The sequence below is a fragment of the Micromonospora sp. MH99 genome, assembly GCF_021442385.1.
In the GTDB taxonomy this organism is placed as follows: Bacteria; Actinomycetota; Actinomycetes; order Mycobacteriales; family Micromonosporaceae; genus Micromonospora.
The window spans coordinates 1-18,647 of record NZ_MUZA01000038.1; the positions used below are offsets into that span (position 1 = coordinate 1).

15 protein-coding genes are annotated in these 18,647 nt (G+C 71.9%); 7 read left to right on the forward strand and 8 right to left on the reverse strand.

What is annotated here, in order from left to right:
• Positions 1-218 precede the first annotated feature (218 nt).
• Positions 219-905, reverse strand: a complete 687-nt coding sequence (locus B0E54_RS19660; protein WP_234586804.1) for a hypothetical protein — start codon at positions 903-905, stop codon at positions 219-221.
• 69 nt (positions 906-974) lie between these two features.
• On the opposite strand from B0E54_RS19660, the gene B0E54_RS19665 reads away from it, so the two are divergent.
• Genes B0E54_RS19665 through B0E54_RS19675 form a run of 3 tightly spaced genes read left to right on the forward strand, consistent with a single transcriptional unit; the run spans position 975 to position 5,391 of the window.
• Entirely contained in the window at positions 975-3,593 is a 2,619-nt protein-coding gene (locus tag B0E54_RS19665; protein ID WP_234586806.1) for a valine--tRNA ligase, read from the forward strand.
• The gene (locus B0E54_RS19670; RefSeq protein ID WP_234586809.1) at positions 3,590-4,924 is read left to right on the forward strand and encodes a folylpolyglutamate synthase/dihydrofolate synthase family protein; all 1,335 of its coding nucleotides are present in this window, start codon (positions 3,590-3,592) and stop codon (positions 4,922-4,924) included. Before B0E54_RS19665 ends, B0E54_RS19670 begins: the two co-directional genes overlap by 4 nt.
• Positions 4,921-5,391: a DUF4233 domain-containing protein gene (locus tag B0E54_RS19675; RefSeq protein WP_234586811.1), complete on the forward strand. Its 471-nt coding sequence runs from the start codon at positions 4,921-4,923 to the stop codon at positions 5,389-5,391. Before B0E54_RS19670 ends, B0E54_RS19675 begins: the two co-directional genes overlap by 4 nt.
• Positions 5,392-5,413: 22 nt before the next feature.
• Here B0E54_RS19675 and B0E54_RS19680 read toward each other — a convergent pair whose 3' ends face one another.
• The gene (locus B0E54_RS19680) at positions 5,414-6,958 is read right to left on the reverse strand and encodes a VOC family protein (protein ID WP_234586813.1); all 1,545 of its coding nucleotides are present in this window, start codon (positions 6,956-6,958) and stop codon (positions 5,414-5,416) included.
• Between the two features lie 142 nt (positions 6,959-7,100).
• Between B0E54_RS19680 and ndk the strand changes: the two genes are divergently transcribed.
• The gene (gene ndk, locus B0E54_RS19685) at positions 7,101-7,526 is read left to right on the forward strand and encodes a nucleoside-diphosphate kinase (RefSeq protein WP_234586815.1); all 426 of its coding nucleotides are present in this window, start codon (positions 7,101-7,103) and stop codon (positions 7,524-7,526) included.
• Positions 7,527-7,538: 12 nt separating this feature from the next.
• Here ndk and sigJ read toward each other — a convergent pair whose 3' ends face one another.
• Positions 7,539-8,417 (reverse strand): RNA polymerase sigma factor SigJ, encoded by an 879-nt coding sequence (gene sigJ / locus B0E54_RS19690; protein WP_234586818.1) that lies wholly within the window; start codon positions 8,415-8,417, stop codon positions 7,539-7,541.
• A complete protein-coding gene (locus B0E54_RS19695) occupies positions 8,414-8,857 on the reverse strand; it encodes a carboxymuconolactone decarboxylase family protein (RefSeq protein WP_234586820.1) in 444 nt (147 codons plus the stop codon). Before B0E54_RS19695 ends, sigJ begins: the two co-directional genes overlap by 4 nt.
• Positions 8,858-9,067: 210 nt before the next feature.
• Here B0E54_RS19695 and B0E54_RS19700 point away from each other — a divergent pair, with 210 nt between their 5' ends.
• The gene (locus B0E54_RS19700; protein WP_234586822.1) at positions 9,068-10,618 is read left to right on the forward strand and encodes an alkaline phosphatase; all 1,551 of its coding nucleotides are present in this window, start codon (positions 9,068-9,070) and stop codon (positions 10,616-10,618) included.
• Between the two features lie 106 nt (positions 10,619-10,724).
• On the opposite strand, the gene B0E54_RS19705 is transcribed toward B0E54_RS19700, so the two are convergent.
• From B0E54_RS19705 to B0E54_RS32800, 4 genes are read right to left on the reverse strand one after another with little or no spacing between them, the layout of a single operon-like run.
• On the reverse strand, positions 10,725-11,513 hold the full coding sequence (locus tag B0E54_RS19705; RefSeq protein WP_234586825.1) for an ABC transporter permease: 789 nt from the start codon (positions 11,511-11,513) through the stop codon (positions 10,725-10,727).
• A gap of 10 nt (positions 11,514-11,523) precedes the next feature.
• Positions 11,524-12,282 carry an ABC transporter permease gene (locus B0E54_RS19710; RefSeq protein WP_234586827.1) on the reverse strand — a complete coding sequence of 253 codons (759 nt, stop codon included), beginning with the start codon at positions 12,280-12,282 and terminating at the stop codon, positions 11,524-11,526.
• A gap of 11 nt (positions 12,283-12,293) precedes the next feature.
• Positions 12,294-13,304 (reverse strand): ABC transporter ATP-binding protein, encoded by a 1,011-nt coding sequence (locus B0E54_RS19715; RefSeq protein ID WP_234586829.1) that lies wholly within the window; start codon positions 13,302-13,304, stop codon positions 12,294-12,296.
• A gap of 59 nt (positions 13,305-13,363) precedes the next feature.
• A complete protein-coding gene (locus tag B0E54_RS32800; protein WP_234586832.1) occupies positions 13,364-14,383 on the reverse strand; it encodes an ArsR family transcriptional regulator in 1,020 nt (339 codons plus the stop codon).
• 308 nt (positions 14,384-14,691) lie between these two features.
• Between B0E54_RS32800 and ileS the strand changes: the two genes are divergently transcribed.
• Together ileS and B0E54_RS19730 are read left to right on the forward strand one after the other, a co-directional pair.
• A complete protein-coding gene (gene ileS, locus B0E54_RS19725) occupies positions 14,692-17,838 on the forward strand; it encodes an isoleucine--tRNA ligase (RefSeq protein ID WP_234586834.1) in 3,147 nt (1,048 codons plus the stop codon).
• Between the two features lie 97 nt (positions 17,839-17,935).
• Positions 17,936-18,625 (forward strand): 1-acyl-sn-glycerol-3-phosphate acyltransferase, encoded by a 690-nt coding sequence (locus B0E54_RS19730; RefSeq protein WP_234586837.1) that lies wholly within the window; start codon positions 17,936-17,938, stop codon positions 18,623-18,625.
• Positions 18,626-18,647: the final 22 nt, after the last annotated feature.

An 18,647-nucleotide genomic window follows, 5' to 3' on the forward strand; every position in this document is an offset into this window, starting at 1 on the left:
AGCTAAGCCCTCCAGCGCCGATGGTACTGCACTCGTGAGGGTGTGGGAGAGTAGGACACCGCCGGACAATCTTCCAGAAAAGGCCACCCCCATTGGGGTGGCCTTTTCTGCGTTCCCCGATCCGGTGCCGCTGACATCGGGGCTTTTGCTGTCATCGGACAGCCCCGACACGGGACGGCCAGGGGGCACCGAGGATCCGCCGCCCTGACGAGCGCGGATCAGTCCCGGGTCTGCATGTCCCCGCGAAGGTCACGGAACAGGGCGCCGGCGTCCGTCACCGACCTACCGGGGAACATCGCCATCACGACGCTGCCGTGGTCCGCCCAGCCACACACCGCGAAGTCGCCGCCGTCGCCACTGGTGCTGCCGCATTTCATGACGCCGCCCAGGTCGCCCGCGGGCACCTCGCGCAGGCCGGTCACCGCGCCGGTCTCGTCGGACATCAGGCCGAAGAGGCTGTCCAGATCGCGCTCGGGCTGCCAGAGCAGCGTGGTGCCGCCGAAGATCAGCACCGAGCGCTTGTCGTCGGCCGGGTCGCGGTAGACGGTGCCGAAACTGCGGTCCAGCTCGATGTCGGCGGCCAGGCCGCTGCGCAGGTAGTCCGCCGTGCTCCTGGCCCGCTCGCTGTCGTCCCGGGTCAACCCCGCCACCTGGTCCGGTGAACTCAGCCGGGTGTCCTTCTGCTGCGCCACACGCCACCCCCCGACTCCCAGCACGCTCGCGCCCGCGAGACCCACGACCAGCGCGACCGTCCAACCGATCTTGCGGCGCCGGGACCAGCCACCGGACCGTTCGTCGGGGTCGCCCCCGGTGTCCCGGGTGCTCAGCTGGATCGGCTCTTCGGTCAGCAAGATCGGCTCGTGACTGTCGTCGAGCGGACGTTCGGTGAGATGTGCGTCGGACATAGCCGACACCGTACGCGAACGAGAGGTGGCGCACGTCAGGTCCGCGGAAGCCCTCCGTAGACTTGTCAGGTGACCGAGAGACTGGATGCCCGACGCCCCGACGCCCCGACCCTCGCCGGCCAGTACCAGCCCGGCGAGGTAGAGCAGCGACGGTACGAGCAGTGGGTAGCCGCTGGGCACTTCCGGGCCTCCGCCGACAGCGACAAGCCCCCCTTCACCATCGTCATCCCGCCGCCGAACGTCACCGGCTCGCTGCACATGGGCCACGCGTTCGAGCACACGCTCATGGACGCGTTGACCCGGCGTAAGCGGATGCAGGGCTTCGAGGCGCTGTGGCTGCCCGGCATGGACCACGCCGGCATCGCCACCCAGAACCTGGTCGAGCGTCAGCTCGCCGCCGAGGGCCTGTCCCGACACGATCTCGGCCGGGAGAAGTTCGTCGAGCGGGTCTGGCAGTGGAAGGCCGAGTCCGGCGGCGCCATCCTCGGCCAGATGCGCCGCCTCGGCGACTCCGTGGACTGGGACCGTGAGCGCTTCACCATGGACGCGGGGCTGACCCGCGCCGTCCAGACGATCTTCAAGAAGCTCTTCGACGACGGCCTCATCTACCGGGCCAACCGGATCATCAACTGGTGCCCGCGCTGTCTCACCGCGCTCTCCGACATCGAGGTCGAGCACACCGACGACGACGGTGAGCTGATCTCCATCCGCTACAGCGACGAGGTCGTGGTGGCCACCACCCGGGCCGAGACGATGCTCGGCGACACCGCCGTCGCGGTGCACCCCGACGACGAGCGCTACCAGCACCTGATCGGCACCGAGGTCGAGTTGCCGCTCACCGGCCGGCGGATCCCGATCGTCGCCGACGCGCACGTCGACCCGTCCTTCGGCACCGGCATGGTCAAGGTGACGCCCGCCCACGACCCGAACGACTTCGAGATCGGCCAGCGTCACGACCTGCCCGCGTTGACCGTGATGGACGAGCGCGGTGTGATCACCGTGCCCGGCCCGTTCGAGGGACTGGACCGGTTCGAGGCGCGACCGGCGATCGTGGCCGCGCTGCGTGAGCAGGGCCGGATCGTCGCCGAGAAGCGGCCGTACGTGCACGCGGTCGGGCACTGCTCGCGCTGCAAGACCACCGTCGAGCCGCGGCTGTCGCTGCAGTGGTTCGTCAACACCGCCCCGCTCGCGCAGGCCGCCGGCGACGCGGTGCGCGACGGCCGGGTGCGCATCGAGCCGGCCGAGCTGGCCAAGCGCTACTTCGCCTGGGTCGACAACATGCACGACTGGTGCATCTCCCGCCAGCTGTGGTGGGGGCACCGCATCCCGGTCTGGTACGGCCCGGCGGGTGAGATCGTCTGCGTCGGCCCCGACGAGGAGGCACCGACCGGCGAGGGCTGGCACCAGGACGAGGACGTCCTGGACACCTGGTTCTCCAGCGGCCTGTGGCCGTTCTCCACCCTCGGCTGGCCCGAAGAGACCCCGGACCTGGCGAAGTTCTACCCGACCAGCGTGCTGGTCACCGGGTACGACATCCTGTTCTTCTGGGTCGCCCGGATGATGATGTTCGGCCTGTACGCGATGGACGGCCGGCCGCCCTTCGACGTTGTCGCGCTGCACGGCATGGTGCGTGACCAGTTCGGCAAGAAGATGTCGAAGTCGTTCGGCAACGTGGTCGACCCGCTGGACTGGATCGACAGGTACGGCGCCGACGCCACCCGGTTCACCCTGGCCCGGGGCGCGAACCCCGGCCAGGACGTGCCGGTCAGCGAGGAGTGGTGCCAGGGCTCGCGCAACTTCTGCAACAAGCTCTGGAACGCCACCCGGTTCGCGCTGATGAACGGCGCGCACACCACTGGCGACCTGCCGCCGGTCGAGCAGCTCTCCACAGTCGACAGGTGGATCCTGTCCCGGCTGGCGCACGTCACCGCCGAGGTCGACGAGCAGTTCGAGGCGTACGAGTTCGCCAAGGTGTGCGACCTGCTCTACCACTTCGCCTGGGACGACGTCTGCGACTGGTACGTCGAGCTGAGCAAGCCCGTGCTCGCCGAGGGCGGCGAGCGGGCCGACGCCACCCGGAGGGTGCTCGGGCACGTGCTCGACCAGCTGCTGCGGCTGCTGCACCCGGTCATCCCGTTCGTCACCGAGGAGCTGTGGCTCGCGCTGACCGGCGGCGAGACGGTCCAGGCCGCCGCCTGGCCGGCGGCCGACCGGTCGCTGATCGACGACGCCGCCGAGGCCGAGCTGGCCGGCGTGCAGCGGGTGGTCACCGAGATCCGCCGGTTCCGTTCCGACCAGGGGCTGCGCCCGACGCAGCGGGTGGCCGCCCGCCTGGACGGGCTGGCCGGGGCCGGCATCGCGGCCCACGAACCGCTGATCAGGTCGCTGGTCCGGCTGGACCCGGCCGGGGACGACTTCCAGGCCAGCGCCACGCTGGCCATGCCCGGCGCGGTAGGTGTCGCGTTGGACACCCGGGGGTCGATCGACCTGGCCGCCGAGCGGGCCCGGCTCACGAAGGACCGCGCTGCCGCCGAGAAGGAGGTCGCGCAGGCCCGGGCGAAGCTCGACAACCCTGCCTTCATCGGCAAGGCCCCCGAGCCGGTCGTCGCGAAGATCCGCGACCGGCTCGCCACCGCCGAGGCCGACCTGGTCCGGATCGACGCTGCTCTGGAGACACTGCCCTCGTGACCGACCGTACCGATTTCGCCGCCGCCGAGGCCGAGCTGAACGCCCGCGGTTTCACCCGCATGGTGTTCGAGCTGGACCGCATCGAGTCGCTGCTCGATCTGCTCGGCAGCCCGCAGCGGGCGTACCCGGCGATCCACCTGACCGGCACCAACGGCAAGACCTCCACCGCGCGGATGATCGACTCGCTGCTGCGGGCGTTCGGGCTGCACACCGGCCGGTACACGAGCCCGCACCTGGAGACAGTGCGGGAGCGGATCAGCCTGGACGGCGAGCCGGTCAGCGAGGAGCGGTTCGCCGCCGTGTACGGGGAGATCAAGCCGCTGGCCGAGCTGGTCGACGCCCGGTCGGACGAGCCGCTGACGTACTTCGACATGACCACCGCGCTGGCGTTCGCCACGTTCGCCGACGCGCCTGTCGACATCGCAGTGGTCGAGGTGGGGCTCGGCGGCGCCGAGGACGCCACGAACGTCATCCAGGCCGGGGTGTGCGTGATCACCCCGATCGGTCTGGACCACACCGAGTGGCTCGGCGACACCCTCCAGGACATCGCGCTGGCCAAGGCCGGCATCATCCACCCGGGCGCCACGGTGATCGCCGCGGCGCAGGAGGAGGAGGCCGCGCGCCCCCTGCTCGAACGGTGCGCCGAGGTGGGCGCCACCATCGCCCGCGAGGGCGGCGAGTTCGGGGTCCTGAGCCGCGCGGTCGCCGTCGGCGGGCAGGTGCTCAAACTGCAGGGCCTCGGTGGCGTCTACGACGAGGTGTTCCTCCCGCTGCACGGCGCGCACCAGGCGCAGAACGCCGCGGTGGCGCTCGCCGCGGTGGAGGCGTTCCTCGGTGCCGGGGCCCGACGGCAGCTGGACATCGAGGCCGTCCGGGAGGGCTTCGCCACGGCCAGCTCCCCGGGCCGGTTGGAGCGGGTCCGCAGTGCACCCACAGTTCTGCTCGACGGTGCGCACAACCCGCACGGCATGGCCGCGACGGTCAACGCCCTGCAGGAGGAGTTCGCGTTCAGCAAGCTGGTGGCGCTTGTCGGGGTGCTCGCCGACAAGGACGCGGGCAGCCTGTTGGAGCTGCTGGAGCCGGTGGCCGACGTCGTGGTGGTGACCCGCAACAGTTCGCCACGGGCGATGCCGACGAAGGAACTCGCCGCGCTGGCCGCCGAGATCTTCGGCGAGGAGCGCGTCGAGGTGGCCGAGGAGTTGCCGGACGCGATCGAGCTGGCGGTCGCGCTGGCCGAGGAGGACGTCCCCGGAGAGCTCAGCGGCGTCGGGGTCCTGGTGACCGGTTCGGTGGTCACGGTGGCCGACGCCCGCCGGCTGTTGAAGCGATGACCGGCCCCGAGCACGGCCCGCGCGCCACCGACGACCCGACCCTCCCGTCGGACGGCGAGGCGGGCGGGTCCACCGGTGGTCAGGGCACGACCGGACCGTCGGTGGGGGAGTCGGAGGCCGGGCAGCCGCGCCGGTCCGGGCTGCGCAACCCGGAGCGGGCGGTACGCGGCCTGGGCGCCGGGACGCTCAGCCTGGAGGCTCTGGTGCTGCTGCTGGCCATCCAGCCCATCCGGGTGGTCGGTGGCGACCTCGGCGGGGCCGCGATCGCGGCGGTGGTGGCCCTGGCGGTCGTCGCCGTCCTGCTCGCCGGCATGATGCGCCGCCCCTGGGCCTGGCACGCCGGCACCGTGCTGCAGGGCCTGCTGCTGCTGGCTGGTCTGCTGCACTGGTCGCTGCTCGTGCTGGGCATCATCTTCGCCCTGGTCTGGGCGTACGCGCTGCACGTCCGCCGGGTCATCCTCGGCTAGACGCGCCGACGACCCGGCCGGGTCAGGCGTCGGCGCGTTCGCGCCACTGGGTGAGGGCGATGCCGTGGCCGTCCGGGTCGCGGAAGGCCGCCGCCCACACCTCCAGCCGGCTGCCCCGGTTGACCACCCGGGGCGCGTACGTGAAGCGCACGCCGGAGTCGCGCAGCCGGCCGTACGCCGCCTCGATGTCGTCCACCTCGAGGTTGACGTGCACCAGCCGGCGGCTGATCGGCGCGGCTCCGGTCACCTCGCGCAGCACCAGTCGGGTCGTGCCGAAGGCGAGCACGGCATTGCCGGCGCCCTGGTCGACCTCGCTGAAGCCGAGCATGTCGCGGTAGAAGGCGAGCGACCGGGACAGGTCGGTGACCAGCAGGGTCAGGCCGACACCGCTGATCGGGCCGGCCGGATCGGCCGCGGACGCGCCGTCGTACCCGAAGATCGCCTCGTCCAGGTCCTCGGCGGTGACGGTCTCGCGGGCCGTCCCGGTCGGGGTCGGATCGTCCAGCGGCAGGTCCAGCGGGTCCAACGGGTCCATGGCGACCGGGCCGGTGCGCTGCGCCGGAGGTGGATCGACGCGCGGCGCGGCGGGCGCATCGAGGCGGGCCTCGGCGGTCGCCCGCCGGTCGTCGGTCGTCGGGTCGATGCGGTCGTCGATCGGGGCGAGCGGGTCGGCGTCGGGCTCGTCGAAGTGCTCCTCCGCCGGTGGACGCGGTGCGGGGGTGGCCCGTCGGGGCAGCCCCGAACCGGGCTGCGGCTCGACGACGACGCCTTCGAGCACCACCGGACCGCCCGGGCTCTGGCTCATGACCACCGGCTCGCGCTCGTCGGGCGCGAGCGCCGGGTCGTCGCGCAGCGGGTCGGGGCCGCGCGCGTCACGGAACACCTCGGGGCCGCGCGGGTCGCGGAACGGGTCGCCGTCGCGGGCGTCGCGGAACGGATCACCGTCGCGGGCGTCGCGGAACGGGTCGCCGTCGCGGGCACGCGGGTCAAGGAACCCTTCGGAGTCGCGCCCGTCCCGGAAGTCGTCGTCGGCAGCGCGGTCGGCCCACGGCGGGGCGTCCTGTTGGATGATCACGTCGTCCACGGCGTCGATGTCGCCGAACTCCGGTGGGAGGTCGGCGACGGCCGCCGCGGTCTCGGCGTGGGTGGGCACCTCGTCCCAGAGGACCTTGACGTGCCGCTGGTCGTCCAACGCGACCCGGATCGGCAGGGTCTGACCCAGCGACGGCCACTTCGAGACCGGCACCCGCGGCTCGATGATCTTCTTGGATCGGGGTGGCAGACCTGGCGCGTCGATGACCAGTTGCAGCTCGCACCGGCCGAACGCGTACTGGGTGGGTGGTTCGGAGGCGCTGTGCACGTGCGCCACGCCCACCACCCAGGTGCGCCCGCCGCCGCGTACGGTCGCCAGCGCGATCGCCAGCACCAGCAGGGCGACCCCGAGGGCCACGATGGCCCAGCTGGTCATGCCCAGCCCGAAGAGGACGACGAAGGTGGCCACGGTGCCGAGCACCGTGCCGATGAGCTTGCGTACCGGCGCGATGGGCCGGTTCCCGCCATTCGCCACAGTGGACCTCCCGGGGGTCAGGGCCAGGCTAGGCCGGATCGGCCACCGGGGGAAAGACCGGCCGCCGCGCCGGCGCCGGGACCGGGTCGCTAGGCTGACCGTACCGAGCCCAAGCGTTCTGCGCGTACAGGAGGAACCCAGCGTGTCCAGCAACAGCCCGGATGAGCGCAGCCTCGTGCTGATCAAGCCCGACGCGGTCCGCCGCGGTCTGGTCGGCGAGGTCCTCTCCCGCTTCGAGCGCAAGGGGCTGCGGATCGACGCGATGGTGCACCGGACGATGGACGCCGCGCTCGCCGATGCGCACTACGCCGAGCACGTCGACAAGGCGTTCTACCCGCCGCTGAAGGACTTCATGACCGGCGGCCCGCTGGTCGCCCTGGTGCTCTCCGGCGACCAGGTCATCGACGTGGTCCGCGGGCTGGTCGGCGCGACCGACGGCCGCAAGGCAGCCGCCGGCACGATCCGGGGCGACCTGTCGCTGTCCAACCGGGAGAACCTCGTACACGCCTCCGACTCGACGGACAGCGCCAAGCGCGAGATCGGGCTCTGGTTCCCCGAGCTCAGCTGACAGCGCGGGGGTTCAGTCGACCGGCGGCAGCTTCTCCGGGTTGCCCACGACGTAGATCCCGGTGATCCGGCCGGCGTCGGCGGTGACGGTCATCGTGTACCGGCCGCCGTCGGAGCGGCGGGTCAGCAGGATGGCCGGTTCGCCGTTCATCTCGACCCGACGCGCCGTCCACTCGCGGCCGGGGCCGTAGATCCCGGCGTAGAACCGGGCGACCCGGTCGGCGCCGTGCAGCGGGTTGCGGGCGGAACGCACCCGGCCGCCGCCGTCGTTCCACGCCGTCACGTCCGCAGCCACCAGACTGGTGAGCGTCGCCAGGTCGCCGTTTCGGGCGGCGGCGAGGAACGCCTCCAGCAGCCGCTCACGCTCCGACCGGCTGGCGGTGAAGCGGCGGCGCTCCTGGCGTACCCGGGTGGCCGCCCGGTGGTGCAGTTGCCGACAGTCCTCGGGGCTCCGGTCCAGGATCTCCGCGATCTCGGCGTACGGCAGGTCGAACGCGGTGTGCAGGACGTACACCGCGCGCTCCGGCGGGGTGAGCCGCTCCAGGACGTGCAGCAGGGCGGTGGACAGCGAGTCGCGCAGCTCCGCGCGGTCCAGTGGCCCGAACGGCGAGGGCTCGGTCGGCACCGGCTCGGGCAGCCATGGCCCGACGTACGTCTCGCGGGCCGCCTGCCGGGTCCGCAGCCGGTCCATCGCCAGCCGCGTGACCACCCGGGACAGGTAGCGGCGCGGCTCGGCCACTGTGGCGCGGTCCACGCCGAGCCACCGCAGGTACGCCTCCTGGAGCACGTCCTCGGCGTCGTGCCGGCTGCCGAGCAGGCGGTAGGCGAGCCCGAGCAGCATCGGCCGGTGCGCCTGGAGCGCACCGGCCGCCTCTGCCGCCTCGGTCGTCACACCTGCGCCGGGGGCTCCGTGTGCGTCGTCACGGCGATACGATTCCACACGTTGATTGTGGCGATCGCGAGGACCAGATCGGCCAGTTCCTTCTCCGACCAGACCTTCGCGGCGGCGTCCCACACCTCGTCCGACACGCCGTGCTCGCCGAGCCGGGTCACCGCGTCGGTGAGCGCTAGCGCGGTCTGCTCCCGCTCGTCGAAGAACGACAGCGCCTCCCGCCAGGCGGACACCGCGAACAGCCGCCGGCTCGACTCGCCGGCGGCGAGGGCGTCGCGGCTGTGCATGTCCACGCAGTACGCGCAGCCGTTCAGCATCGACGCCCGCAGCTTGACCAGCTCCAGCACGGTGTGGTCGACGTTCGCCTGGACGTACTTCTCCAGGCCCGACACGGCCTGGTATCCCTGCGGCGCGACCTCGAAGAGCCTCATTCGTTGCATGACCAACTCCCTGTTCGATCCGACACCGCTACGACGGTCCGACCGGGGTCTGCCGTGACAACCGTCGTGGTGACCCCGGTCACGCGTGGTGGGCCGGCCGGAAGCGTTCCGGCCGGACAGCAGGCGTTCGGGCCCCGGTCATCCGGGCCGCCGGTCGCGGTCATCTCCGCCGGGTAGACCGACGGGGTCAACCCATGACCGGGAGGAAGCATGACCGAGCTTGATCGACGTACCCTGCTGCGGGCCGGTTTGGTGGCCGGGGCCGGAGTCGCCGGCGGTGCGCTGCTGGGCGGCGGCGGCGCGAACGCCGCCCCGGCCTGGCGTCCGGCGGGACGCCCCGTGCTCACCCACGGCGTGCAGAGCGGCGACGTGACCGCCGATTCGGCGCTGGTCTGGACGCGGGCCGACCGTCCGGGCCGGATGCTTGTCGAGGTGAGCCGGCGGCCCGACTTCCGGGGCGCCCGGCAGCTGCGGGGTCCGGTGCTCGGCCCGAGCGGGGACTTCACCGGCAAGGTGCGGCTGCGGGGCCTGCCGGACGCCGAGCGGCTGCACTACCGGGTCCGGGTGGAGAGCCTGGAGCGGCACGGGGTGGTCAGCGAGCCGCTGACCGGGTCGCTGACCACCGCGCCGGGCCGGCACCGGCGACGCGACGTGTCGTTCGTGTGGACCGGGGACATCGTCGGGCAGGGTTGGGGGATCGACCCCACCTACGGCGGACTGTCGATCTTCCGGGCGATGCGGGAGGTCCGTCCGGACTTCTACCTGTGCAGCGGCGACACCGTGTACGCCGACGGGCCGCTGGCCGAGTCGGTGACGCTGCCCGACGGGCGGATCTGGCGCAACCTGGTGACCCCCGAGAAGAGCAAGGTCGCCGAGACGCTCACCGAGTACCGGGGACAGTTCGCCTACAACCTGCTCGACGCGCACCTGCGGGAGTTCGCCGCGGCGGTGCCGCAGATCAACCAGTGGGACGACCACGAGGTCCTCAACAACTGGTACCCGGGGGAGATCCTGGACGACCCGCGCTACACCGAGCAGCGTGTCGACGTGCTCGCCGCGCGGGCCAGTCAGGCGTTCCACGAGTGGCTGCCCGTGCCGGACGACGGGCCGCTGTACCGACGGATCCCGTACGGGCCGCTCTTGGACGTGTTCGTGCTCGACATGCGCACCCACAAGGACCCCAACGACGGCAACACGTACGCCGACCCGAAGCGCGGTCTGCTCGGCCGCGAGCAGCGGGAGTGGCTGATCCGGGAGCTGAAGCGCTCCACGGCGACCTGGAAGGTGATCGCCAACGACCTGCCGATCGGGGTCGTGGTGCCGGACGGTCCGGGGGCGCAGGAGGGTGTCGCGCAGGGCGACAGCGGTGCGCCGCTCGGTCGTGAGCTGGAGTTCGCCGAGGTGCTGCGGGCCACCCATCGGGCCCAGGTGACCGGCATGGTCTTCCTCGCCGCCGACGTGCACTACTCCGCCGCGCACCACTACGACCCGTCCCGGGCGGCGGTCGGCGACTTCACGCCGTTCTGGGAGTTCGTCTCCGGCCCGGCGCACGCCGGCGCGTTCGGCCCGAACGCCCTGGACGGCACGTTCGGCCCGCAGGCGGTCTTCGTGCATGCCCCGCCGCGCGCCAACACCTCACCGGCCGAGGGCTTCCAGCACTTCGGCGAGGTGTCGATCGACGGCGAGTCGGCGGCCCTGACGGTCCATCTGCGCGACCGCGACGGCGCCTCCCTCTGGAACACCACCCTCCCCGCCCCGTAACCCCACCCCGGCCCCGGCCCCGGCCTTCGGTCGATCATGAAGTTATTGCCCGCCGCAGCGGCGTGTCGCGGCAATAACTTCATGATCACCGGGGGTGGGCGGGGGGCTACAGGGTTTCCAGGGAGGCTCGGCGGCGGGACTCGGCTTCGAAGACCTTGAGCAGGACGGCGGCCAGGATCGCGTACGCGACGGCGATGGCCAGTTCGGCGGCGAGCTGGGGTGCGGCGGCCCGGAAACCCTCGCCGGCGACCAGCCGGCGGGCCGCCTCGGCCGCGTGGGTGATCGGCAGCAGCTCGCCGGTGACCCGCATCCAGGCCGGTAACCCGGCGGCGGGCACGTTCACCCCGGTGAGCAGGAGCAGCAGGGCCACCGACACGTTGGAGACCAGCCAGACGTCGCGGAACCGCAGCCCGATCGCACCCAGCGTCAGGCCGAAGAACCCGCACGCCAGCGCCGCCACCGCCAGGGTGAGCAGCAACCCCGGCAGCGCGTCGACCGGCACCCGCAGGCCCAGCAGCAGCGACGCCGCGGTGAGCGTGGTCACCGCGATCAGCAGCCCGTTGCCGGCGTACGGCAGGACCCGGCCGAGGAACACCGCGGTGCGGCTGCGGGGGGAGAGCAGCACGTGCCCGAGGGTCCCGAAGCGCCGCTCGTTGGAGACGGCCATGGTGCCGCCGAACACGCAGGCCAGCGAGGCCGCCAGCACGGCGTTGCCGGTGATGTAGAAGCCGTCGTCGGCGACGCCGAGCTGCCGGCCCAGGTAGGCGAAGAAGAGCAGTTGGAACAGCGGGCCGACGAGCAGCGTGCCGACGAACATCGCCGGGGTGGTCCAGTTGAACAGGGCCCGGTAGGCGATCACGCCACCGGTCCCGATCAGGCGCAGCAGTGCGGTCATCGTCGCCTCCTCAGGCCAGGGCGAGGGTGGCCGCCGCGCGGGCCCGCCGCTCGACGTGGGTCATCATGAGCGCACCGAGAGCCAGGCAGGCCACGCTGATCGCGAGGCAGATGCCGAGCGAGGGCCAGACCGGCCCGCTGCCGGTGGCCGCCTCACGGACCGCCCGCGCTCCCCACGTGGTGGGCAGCACGGCGCCGATCGGGCCGGTCCAGCCGGGCAGCGCGGTGATCGGGATGAGCATCCCGGAGACCAGCCAGATCGGGTACTCCATCGTGTTGGTGAGCGCGTTGGCGTTGCGCAGCAGCACGAACGTCGAGGCGAGCAGCAGACCGAACATGCCGAGGCTGATGATGCAGCCGGGCACCGCGACCGCGAACGCCAGCGGGTCGGCGAAGGTCAGCGGGATGCCGTACAGCAGGCGACCCCAGGCGAGGGTGGCGAGCATGGCGTACGTGCCGGTGAGCGCGGTCGCGAGGGTGATCGGCAGCACCACCAGGGCCGGCGGGCGAGGTGCCAGCATGATCATTTCCAGGGTGCCCTGCCACCGCTGGTTCTGGATGGCGCCACCCGAGCCGAACAACACCGACGACCAGATGCCCATCAGGCCCGCCCCGACCGCGGCCTCCAGCAGCCGACCCGGCTCACCGCCGGCCCGGAAGAGATAGACGGCCAGGGTCGCCTGCACCACCGGCACGATCAGCGCGGTGGCGATCTCGAACGGCGAGCGGCTGAGCTGCTTGGCGTGCAGCAGCGCACCGACGGCGATCATGCGCAGCGTCCTCACACCCCCACCGCCTCGGCGGGTCGGGCCTGGGCGTCGACGCGGTTCACGATCGCCACGTACGCGTCCTCCAGGGTGGGCCGTCGGGCCGTGACACGACCCAGCCGCACCCCGTCCAGTGCCCGCAGCACGTCCGCCTGCACGTCCACCCCCGCGTCGGACTGCACGGTCAGCACCTGCGCCGCGCCGGTGACGACCACGCTCGCCTCGCGCACCCCGGGAAGGGCGTGGATGAGCGCGAGCTGCGCGTCGCTCACCCCGTACGCCTCGACCTCCAGCACCTGCCGGCCGTCGGCGTGGTGCCGCAGTTCCGCCGGGGTGCCGAGGGCCTGGATCGCCCCGTTCGCGATCACGGCGATGCGGCCGCACAGCTCGTCGGCCTCGGCCATGTAGTGGGTGGTGAGCAGCACTGTGGTGCCGGTGGCGGCGAGGTCGGCGACGGTCTGCCGCAATTCCCGGGCGGCCACCGGGTCCACCCCGATCGACGGCTCGTCGAGGAAGAGGACACGCGGCCGGTGCAGCAGGCCCCGGGCGATGTGCAGCCGCTGCCGCATGCCCCGCGAGTAGCCCTCCACCCGGTCGTTCTCCCGGCCGGTCAGGCGGACCAGCTCGAACAGCTCGGCGATCCGCCGCTTCTGCTCGCGCCCCGGCACGCCGTACAGCTCGGCGAAGTAGCGCAGGTTGTCCCGCGCGGAGAGCCTGTCGTACAGGCCGCGGTCGCCGCCGAAGACGTACCCGATCCGTCGGCGTACCTCCCGGGTCTGCCGGACCACGTCGAACCCGCAGATCCGGGCCTCACCGGCGGTCGGGATGAGCAGCGTGTTCAGCAGCTTGATGGTCGTGGTCTTCCCAGCGCCGTTCGGCCCGAGCAGGCCGAACAGCTCCCCGTTGCCGACCGTCAGGTCGACGCCGCGGACCGCCTGGACCTCCCGGCGCTGGGGTCGTAACCACCCGGTGCGGCTGCGGTACGTGCGCCGCAACCCGACCGCCTCGATCGCGTGTTCGCTCATGTCGGGAGGTTAGGAGTGGCCGGGGTGGGTGGGAAACGAATTCGGACCGGGCCGAATCCTCAGGCCGATGCGGTCGTCGGCTCGTCACCGACGAGCTGCACCAGGGCCACGCCGGCCGGCTCCAGGCCGTACAGCACCCGACGGCCGACCCGGCGGCGGTGCACCACCCCGGCGGCGAGCAGCGCCGAGAGCTGCTCCGAGACGGTGCTCGGGGCCAGCCCCAGGGTCGCGGCGAGACCGGCTGTGGTCGCCGGTCGGGTCAACGCCCGCAGCACCTGTGCCCGACCCCGACCGACCAGCACCGCCAGCCGGTCGGTGGTCGGTGCGGCACCCGGCGCCGGTACCGGCCCGCCCTCGGCGAGCAGCACCGCCCCGCGCGCCTGGTACGAGACGGCGACGATCTCGGGATGGTCGGTGGAGCAGGTGAGCGCACCCCGCGAAAAGATCAACGGAACCAGCAGCAGGCGCTGGTTCACGGCCTCGAAGCGCTGCTCCAACGGCTTCACGAGCGTCAGCACCGGCTTGTCCCAGCGCACCCGTTCGTGCAGGTCGGCCAGCAGCGCGTCCGGGCCGTCGGCGGCGAGCGCCCGCGCCCGGTGCAGCACCTCCTCGTCCAGCGCCGCCCGCATCGCCGGCCACCAGGGCGCGATCGCCGCGTCCCAGTACGCCTCGATGCCGTCGGCGAGCCGGTCCAGGGCGGCCTGCCGGTCCGTCACGAACGGGCTCAGCCACCCGGGCAGGTCGTCGAGGCGGTGGTAGCGGGGGATCTGTTCGGCGATCACCTCCGCGGGTGTCGCGCGCAGCTCGGCGAGCTGCTCGGCCAGCGTCGGCGCGGCGGACGAGGGGACGGGCGTGAGGAAGTCCGGCGCACGTGAACCGATCGTCAACACCCGGACCGGCGCCGTCGCCGGCACCTCGGCGAGCACCCGCCGCGCGTGCCGCGCCCAACCCGTGTACGGCCAGGGCGCCTCGCCCGGATTGCGGTGCAGCACGTACAGGCTGGTCAGCACCTCCCAAAGCGGGCTGATCGCGATCCGGGTGCGGGCCAGCGTCGGCTCGTCCAACTCGATCCGGATCACCCGGCCAGCCTAGGGTGCCCGCGCGCGCCATTACTTGGCGGCGCGGCGGTGGGCCTGTCGAGTATCGTTGTGCACCGTAAGGCGATGACCCGGCCATCACCGGTGAGCCTCCGGAAGAACAGCCGGGCAACCGGCCCAGTAGAACCGGACGGGTGCGGCCCGTCACAGCCGGCAAATGAGCGGGCGGTCGATCCTGACCGCCAAGCGGGGTGGTACCGCGGGCCACCCGGGGGCGCCGTCGTCGGCGTACCCGGAAGGTTCGTCCTCGCAGACCCACGTTGAGTGAGCTGCGAGGAGAACGACACCCGATGGCCTATCCGTTGCACGACCCGACCGCTGCCGGTGTCCCGGCGAGCCCGGACCTGCCCGCGGTCGAGCGCCGGGTGCTGGAGCACTGGACGGCCGACAAGACCTTCGAGGCGTCCGTCGAGGCCCGCCCGGCCGGCGACGACGGCAAGAACGAGTACGTCTTCTACGACGGCCCGCCGTTCGCCAACGGCCTGCCGCACTACGGCCATCTCTTCACCGGGTACGTCAAGGACGTGGTGCCGCGCTACCAGACCATGCGCGGGCGGCACGTGGAGCGGCGGTTCGGCTGGGACTGCCACGGCCTGCCCGCCGAGGTGGTGGCCGAGAAGCAGCTCGGCATCACCAGCAAGGCGGAGATCATCGACCTGGGCGTGGCCCGGTTCAACGAGGCCTGCCGCACCTCCGTGCTGGAGTTCACCCAGGACTGGGAGCGGTACATCAACCGGCAGGCCCGCTGGGTCGACTTCGCCAACGACTACAAGACCCTCGACCTGGACTACATGGAAAGCGTCATGTGGGCCTTCAAGACCCTGCACGAGAAGGGTCTGATCTACGAGGGTTTCCGGGTGCTGGCGTACTGCTGGCGCTGTGAGACGCCGCTGTCGAACACCGAGACCCGGATGGACGACGTCTACCGGGACCGGCACGACCCGACGCTGTCGGTGTGGTTCGGGCTGACCGCCGACGAGTCCGCACCGGAGCTGGTGCGCGGGCCGGTCAAGCTGGGCGTCTGGACGACCACGCCGTGGACCCTGCCGTCGAACCTGGCGCTCGCCGTCGGACCGGACATCGAGTACGCGGTCCTGGAGCGCGACGGCGACCGCTACGTGGTGGGCGCGGCGCGGCTGGCCGCGTACGCCAAGGAGCTGGACGGCTACGAGCAGGTCGGCACCGTGTACGGCCGCGACCTGGTCGGACGCCGCTACACACCCCTGTTCGACTTCCTCGTCGAGCAGGCCGGCGAGAATGCCTACCAGGTGCTCGGCGCGGAGTTCGTCACCACCGAGGACGGCACCGGGATCGTGCACCTCGCCCCGGCGTTCGGTGAGGACGACCAGAACGTCTGCAACGCCGCCGGCATCCCCACGATCGTCACCGTCGACGACCACACCCGGTTCACCGCGCTGGTCCCGCCGTACCAGGGTGAGCAGGTCTTCGACGTCAACAAGCCGGTGATCCGGGAGCTGAAGGACCGGGGGGTGGTGCTCAAGCAGGACACCTACACCCACTCGTACCCGCACTGCTGGCGCTGCGACACCCCGCTGGTCTACAAGGCGGTGTCGTCGTGGTTCGTGGCCGTCACGAAGTTCCGGGACCGGATGGTCGAGCTGAACCAGGAGATCAACTGGACGCCCGGCCACATCAAGGACGGCTCGTTCGGCAAGTGGCTGGCCAACGCCCGCGACTGGTCGATCAGCCGCAACCGGTTCTGGGGCTCCCCGATCCCGGTGTGGAAGTCCGACGACCCGAACTACCCGCGCCTGGACGTCTACGGCTCGCTCGCCGACATCGAGCGGGACTTCGGCGTACGCCTGAGCGACCTGCACCGGCCGGCGGTGGACGACCTGGTCCGCCCCAACCCGGACGACCCGACCGGTCAGTCGATGATGCGCCGGGTGCCGGAGGTGCTGGACTGCTGGTTCGAGTCCGGGTCGATGCCGTTCGCCCAGGTGCACTACCCGTTCGAGAACGCGGACTGGTTCGAGCACCACTACCCGGGTGACTTCATCGTCGAGTACATCGGGCAGACCCGCGGCTGGTTCTACACGATGCACGTGCTGGCGACCGCGCTGTTCGACAGGCCGGCGTTCCGCAACTGCCTGAGCCACGGCATCCTGCTCGGCTCGGACGGGCGCAAGATGTCCAAGAGCCTGCGCAACTACCCGGACGTCTACCACGTCTTCGACTCGTACGGGTCGGACGCGATGCGCTGGATGCTGATGTCCTCGCCGGTGCTGCGCGGCGGGGACATGGCGGTCACCGAGACGCTGATCCGCGACGCCGTGCGGCAGGTGCTGCTGCCGCTGTGGAACGTCTGGTACTTCTTCTCGCTCTACGCCAACGCGGACGGGTACCAGGCGCGGCGGCGCACCGACTCGACGCACCTGCTCGACAGGTACATCCTGGCCAAGACCAACGAGCTGGTGTCGACGGTCAGCGCGCAGATGGACGCGTACGACATCTCCGGCGCGTGCGCCACCGTGCGGTCCTACCTGGACGCGCTGACCAACTGGTACGTGCGCCGCTCGCGGGACCGGTTCTGGTCGGGCGACGCCAACGCGTTCGACACCCTGTCGACGGTGCTGGAGACGCTCTGCCGGGTGGTGGCGCCGCTGGCGCCGCTGACCGCGGAGGAGATCTGGCGCGGGCTGACCGGGGAGCGCTCGGTGCACCTGACCGACTGGCCGGAGGCGAGCGAGTTCCCTGCCGACCACGAGCTGGTCGCGGCCATGGACAACGTGCGGGCCGTGGCCTCGGCTGCGCTGTCGCTGCGCAAGGCCAAGGGTCTGCGCGTACGCCTGCCGCTGTCGAAGCTGACCGTGGCCTCGCCGGCGGCGGAGCAGCTGCGACCGTTCACCGACCTGATCACCGACGAGGTGAACGTCAAGGCGGTGGAGTTCAGCGCGGAACTGTCCGAGTACTGCCAGCAGGTGCTGACAGTGGTGCCCCGGGCGCTCGGCCCGCGCGTCGGCAAGCAGGTCCAGCAGGTGATCAAGGCGGTCAAGGCCGGCGACTGGGAGCTGGTCGACGGCACCCCGGTGGCCGCCGGCGTCACCCTGGCCGAGGGCGAGTACGAGCTGCGCCTCGTCGCTGCCGACGCCGAGCACTCCGCGCCGCTGCCCGGCGGCGAGGGCGTGGTCGTGCTGGACACCGAGGTCACCCCGGAGCTGGCCGCCGAGGGCCTCGCCCGCGACGTGGTGCGGGTGGTGCAGCAGGCCCGCCGCGACGCCGACCTGGACGTCTCCGACCGGATCGTGGTGTCGGTGTCGGCGTCCGAGGAGGTGCGCGCGGCGGTGAGCGCGTACGTCGATTTCGTCGCCGGTGAGGTGCTGGCCGACTCGATCGACTTCGCCGAGGGCCTCGACGGGTTCGCCGGCGAGGTGGGCGAGGGCGAGCGGGTGACGGTCACCGTCCGGCGGGTGTAACGCGCGGGTGCGGACGCCTCCCCACCTCCGTCCGGGAGGTGTGGAGGCGTCCGCTACCGTGACACCGCCTGCTCGCACCTCATCTGCCGGAGGACCAGTGCCCCTGCTCTACACCATCGGCAAGCTCACCGTGGCGCCCACGCTGCGGTTGGCGTTCCGCCCGACCGTGGAGGGGCTGGAACACGTGCCGGAAACCGGCGGCGCGATCTTCGCCGGCAACCATCTCTCGGTGGCCGACGAGCTGTTCCTCGGCACTGTGGTGCCCCGGCACCTGGCGTTCTGGGCCAAGTCGGAGTACTTCAAGGGCACCGGCGTGAAGGGCGCGTTCTCGAAGTTCGTCCTCACCGGCCTGGGCGCGATCCCGGTCGAGCGGGCCGGTGGGCGGGCCGCGCTGTCCGCGTTCGACGCCGCCATCCCGGCGTTGCAGGGTGGTGACCTGGTGGTGGTCTATCCGGAGGGCACCCGCTCACCGGACGGCAAGCTCTACCGGGGGCGGACCGGAGCGGCCCGGCTGGCGATCTCCGCCGGTGTGCCGATCATCCCGGTTGGCACGATCGGCACGGACAAGGCCCAGCCGATCGGCGCCCGGGTGCCCCGCCCCGGCACCGCCAAGATCACCGTCCGGTTCGGCAAGCCGCTGGACTTCACCGGTCGCCCGGACGACCGCACCTCGCTGCGCCAGATGACCGACGAGCTGATGAGCGAGATCCAGAAGCTCACCGGCCAGGAGTACGTCCCGCGCTACGCCCCGCCGCGCGCCCACCCGGACCCGACCCGCGACGCCTGACCCAGGCTGCCGCCTGTCGGCG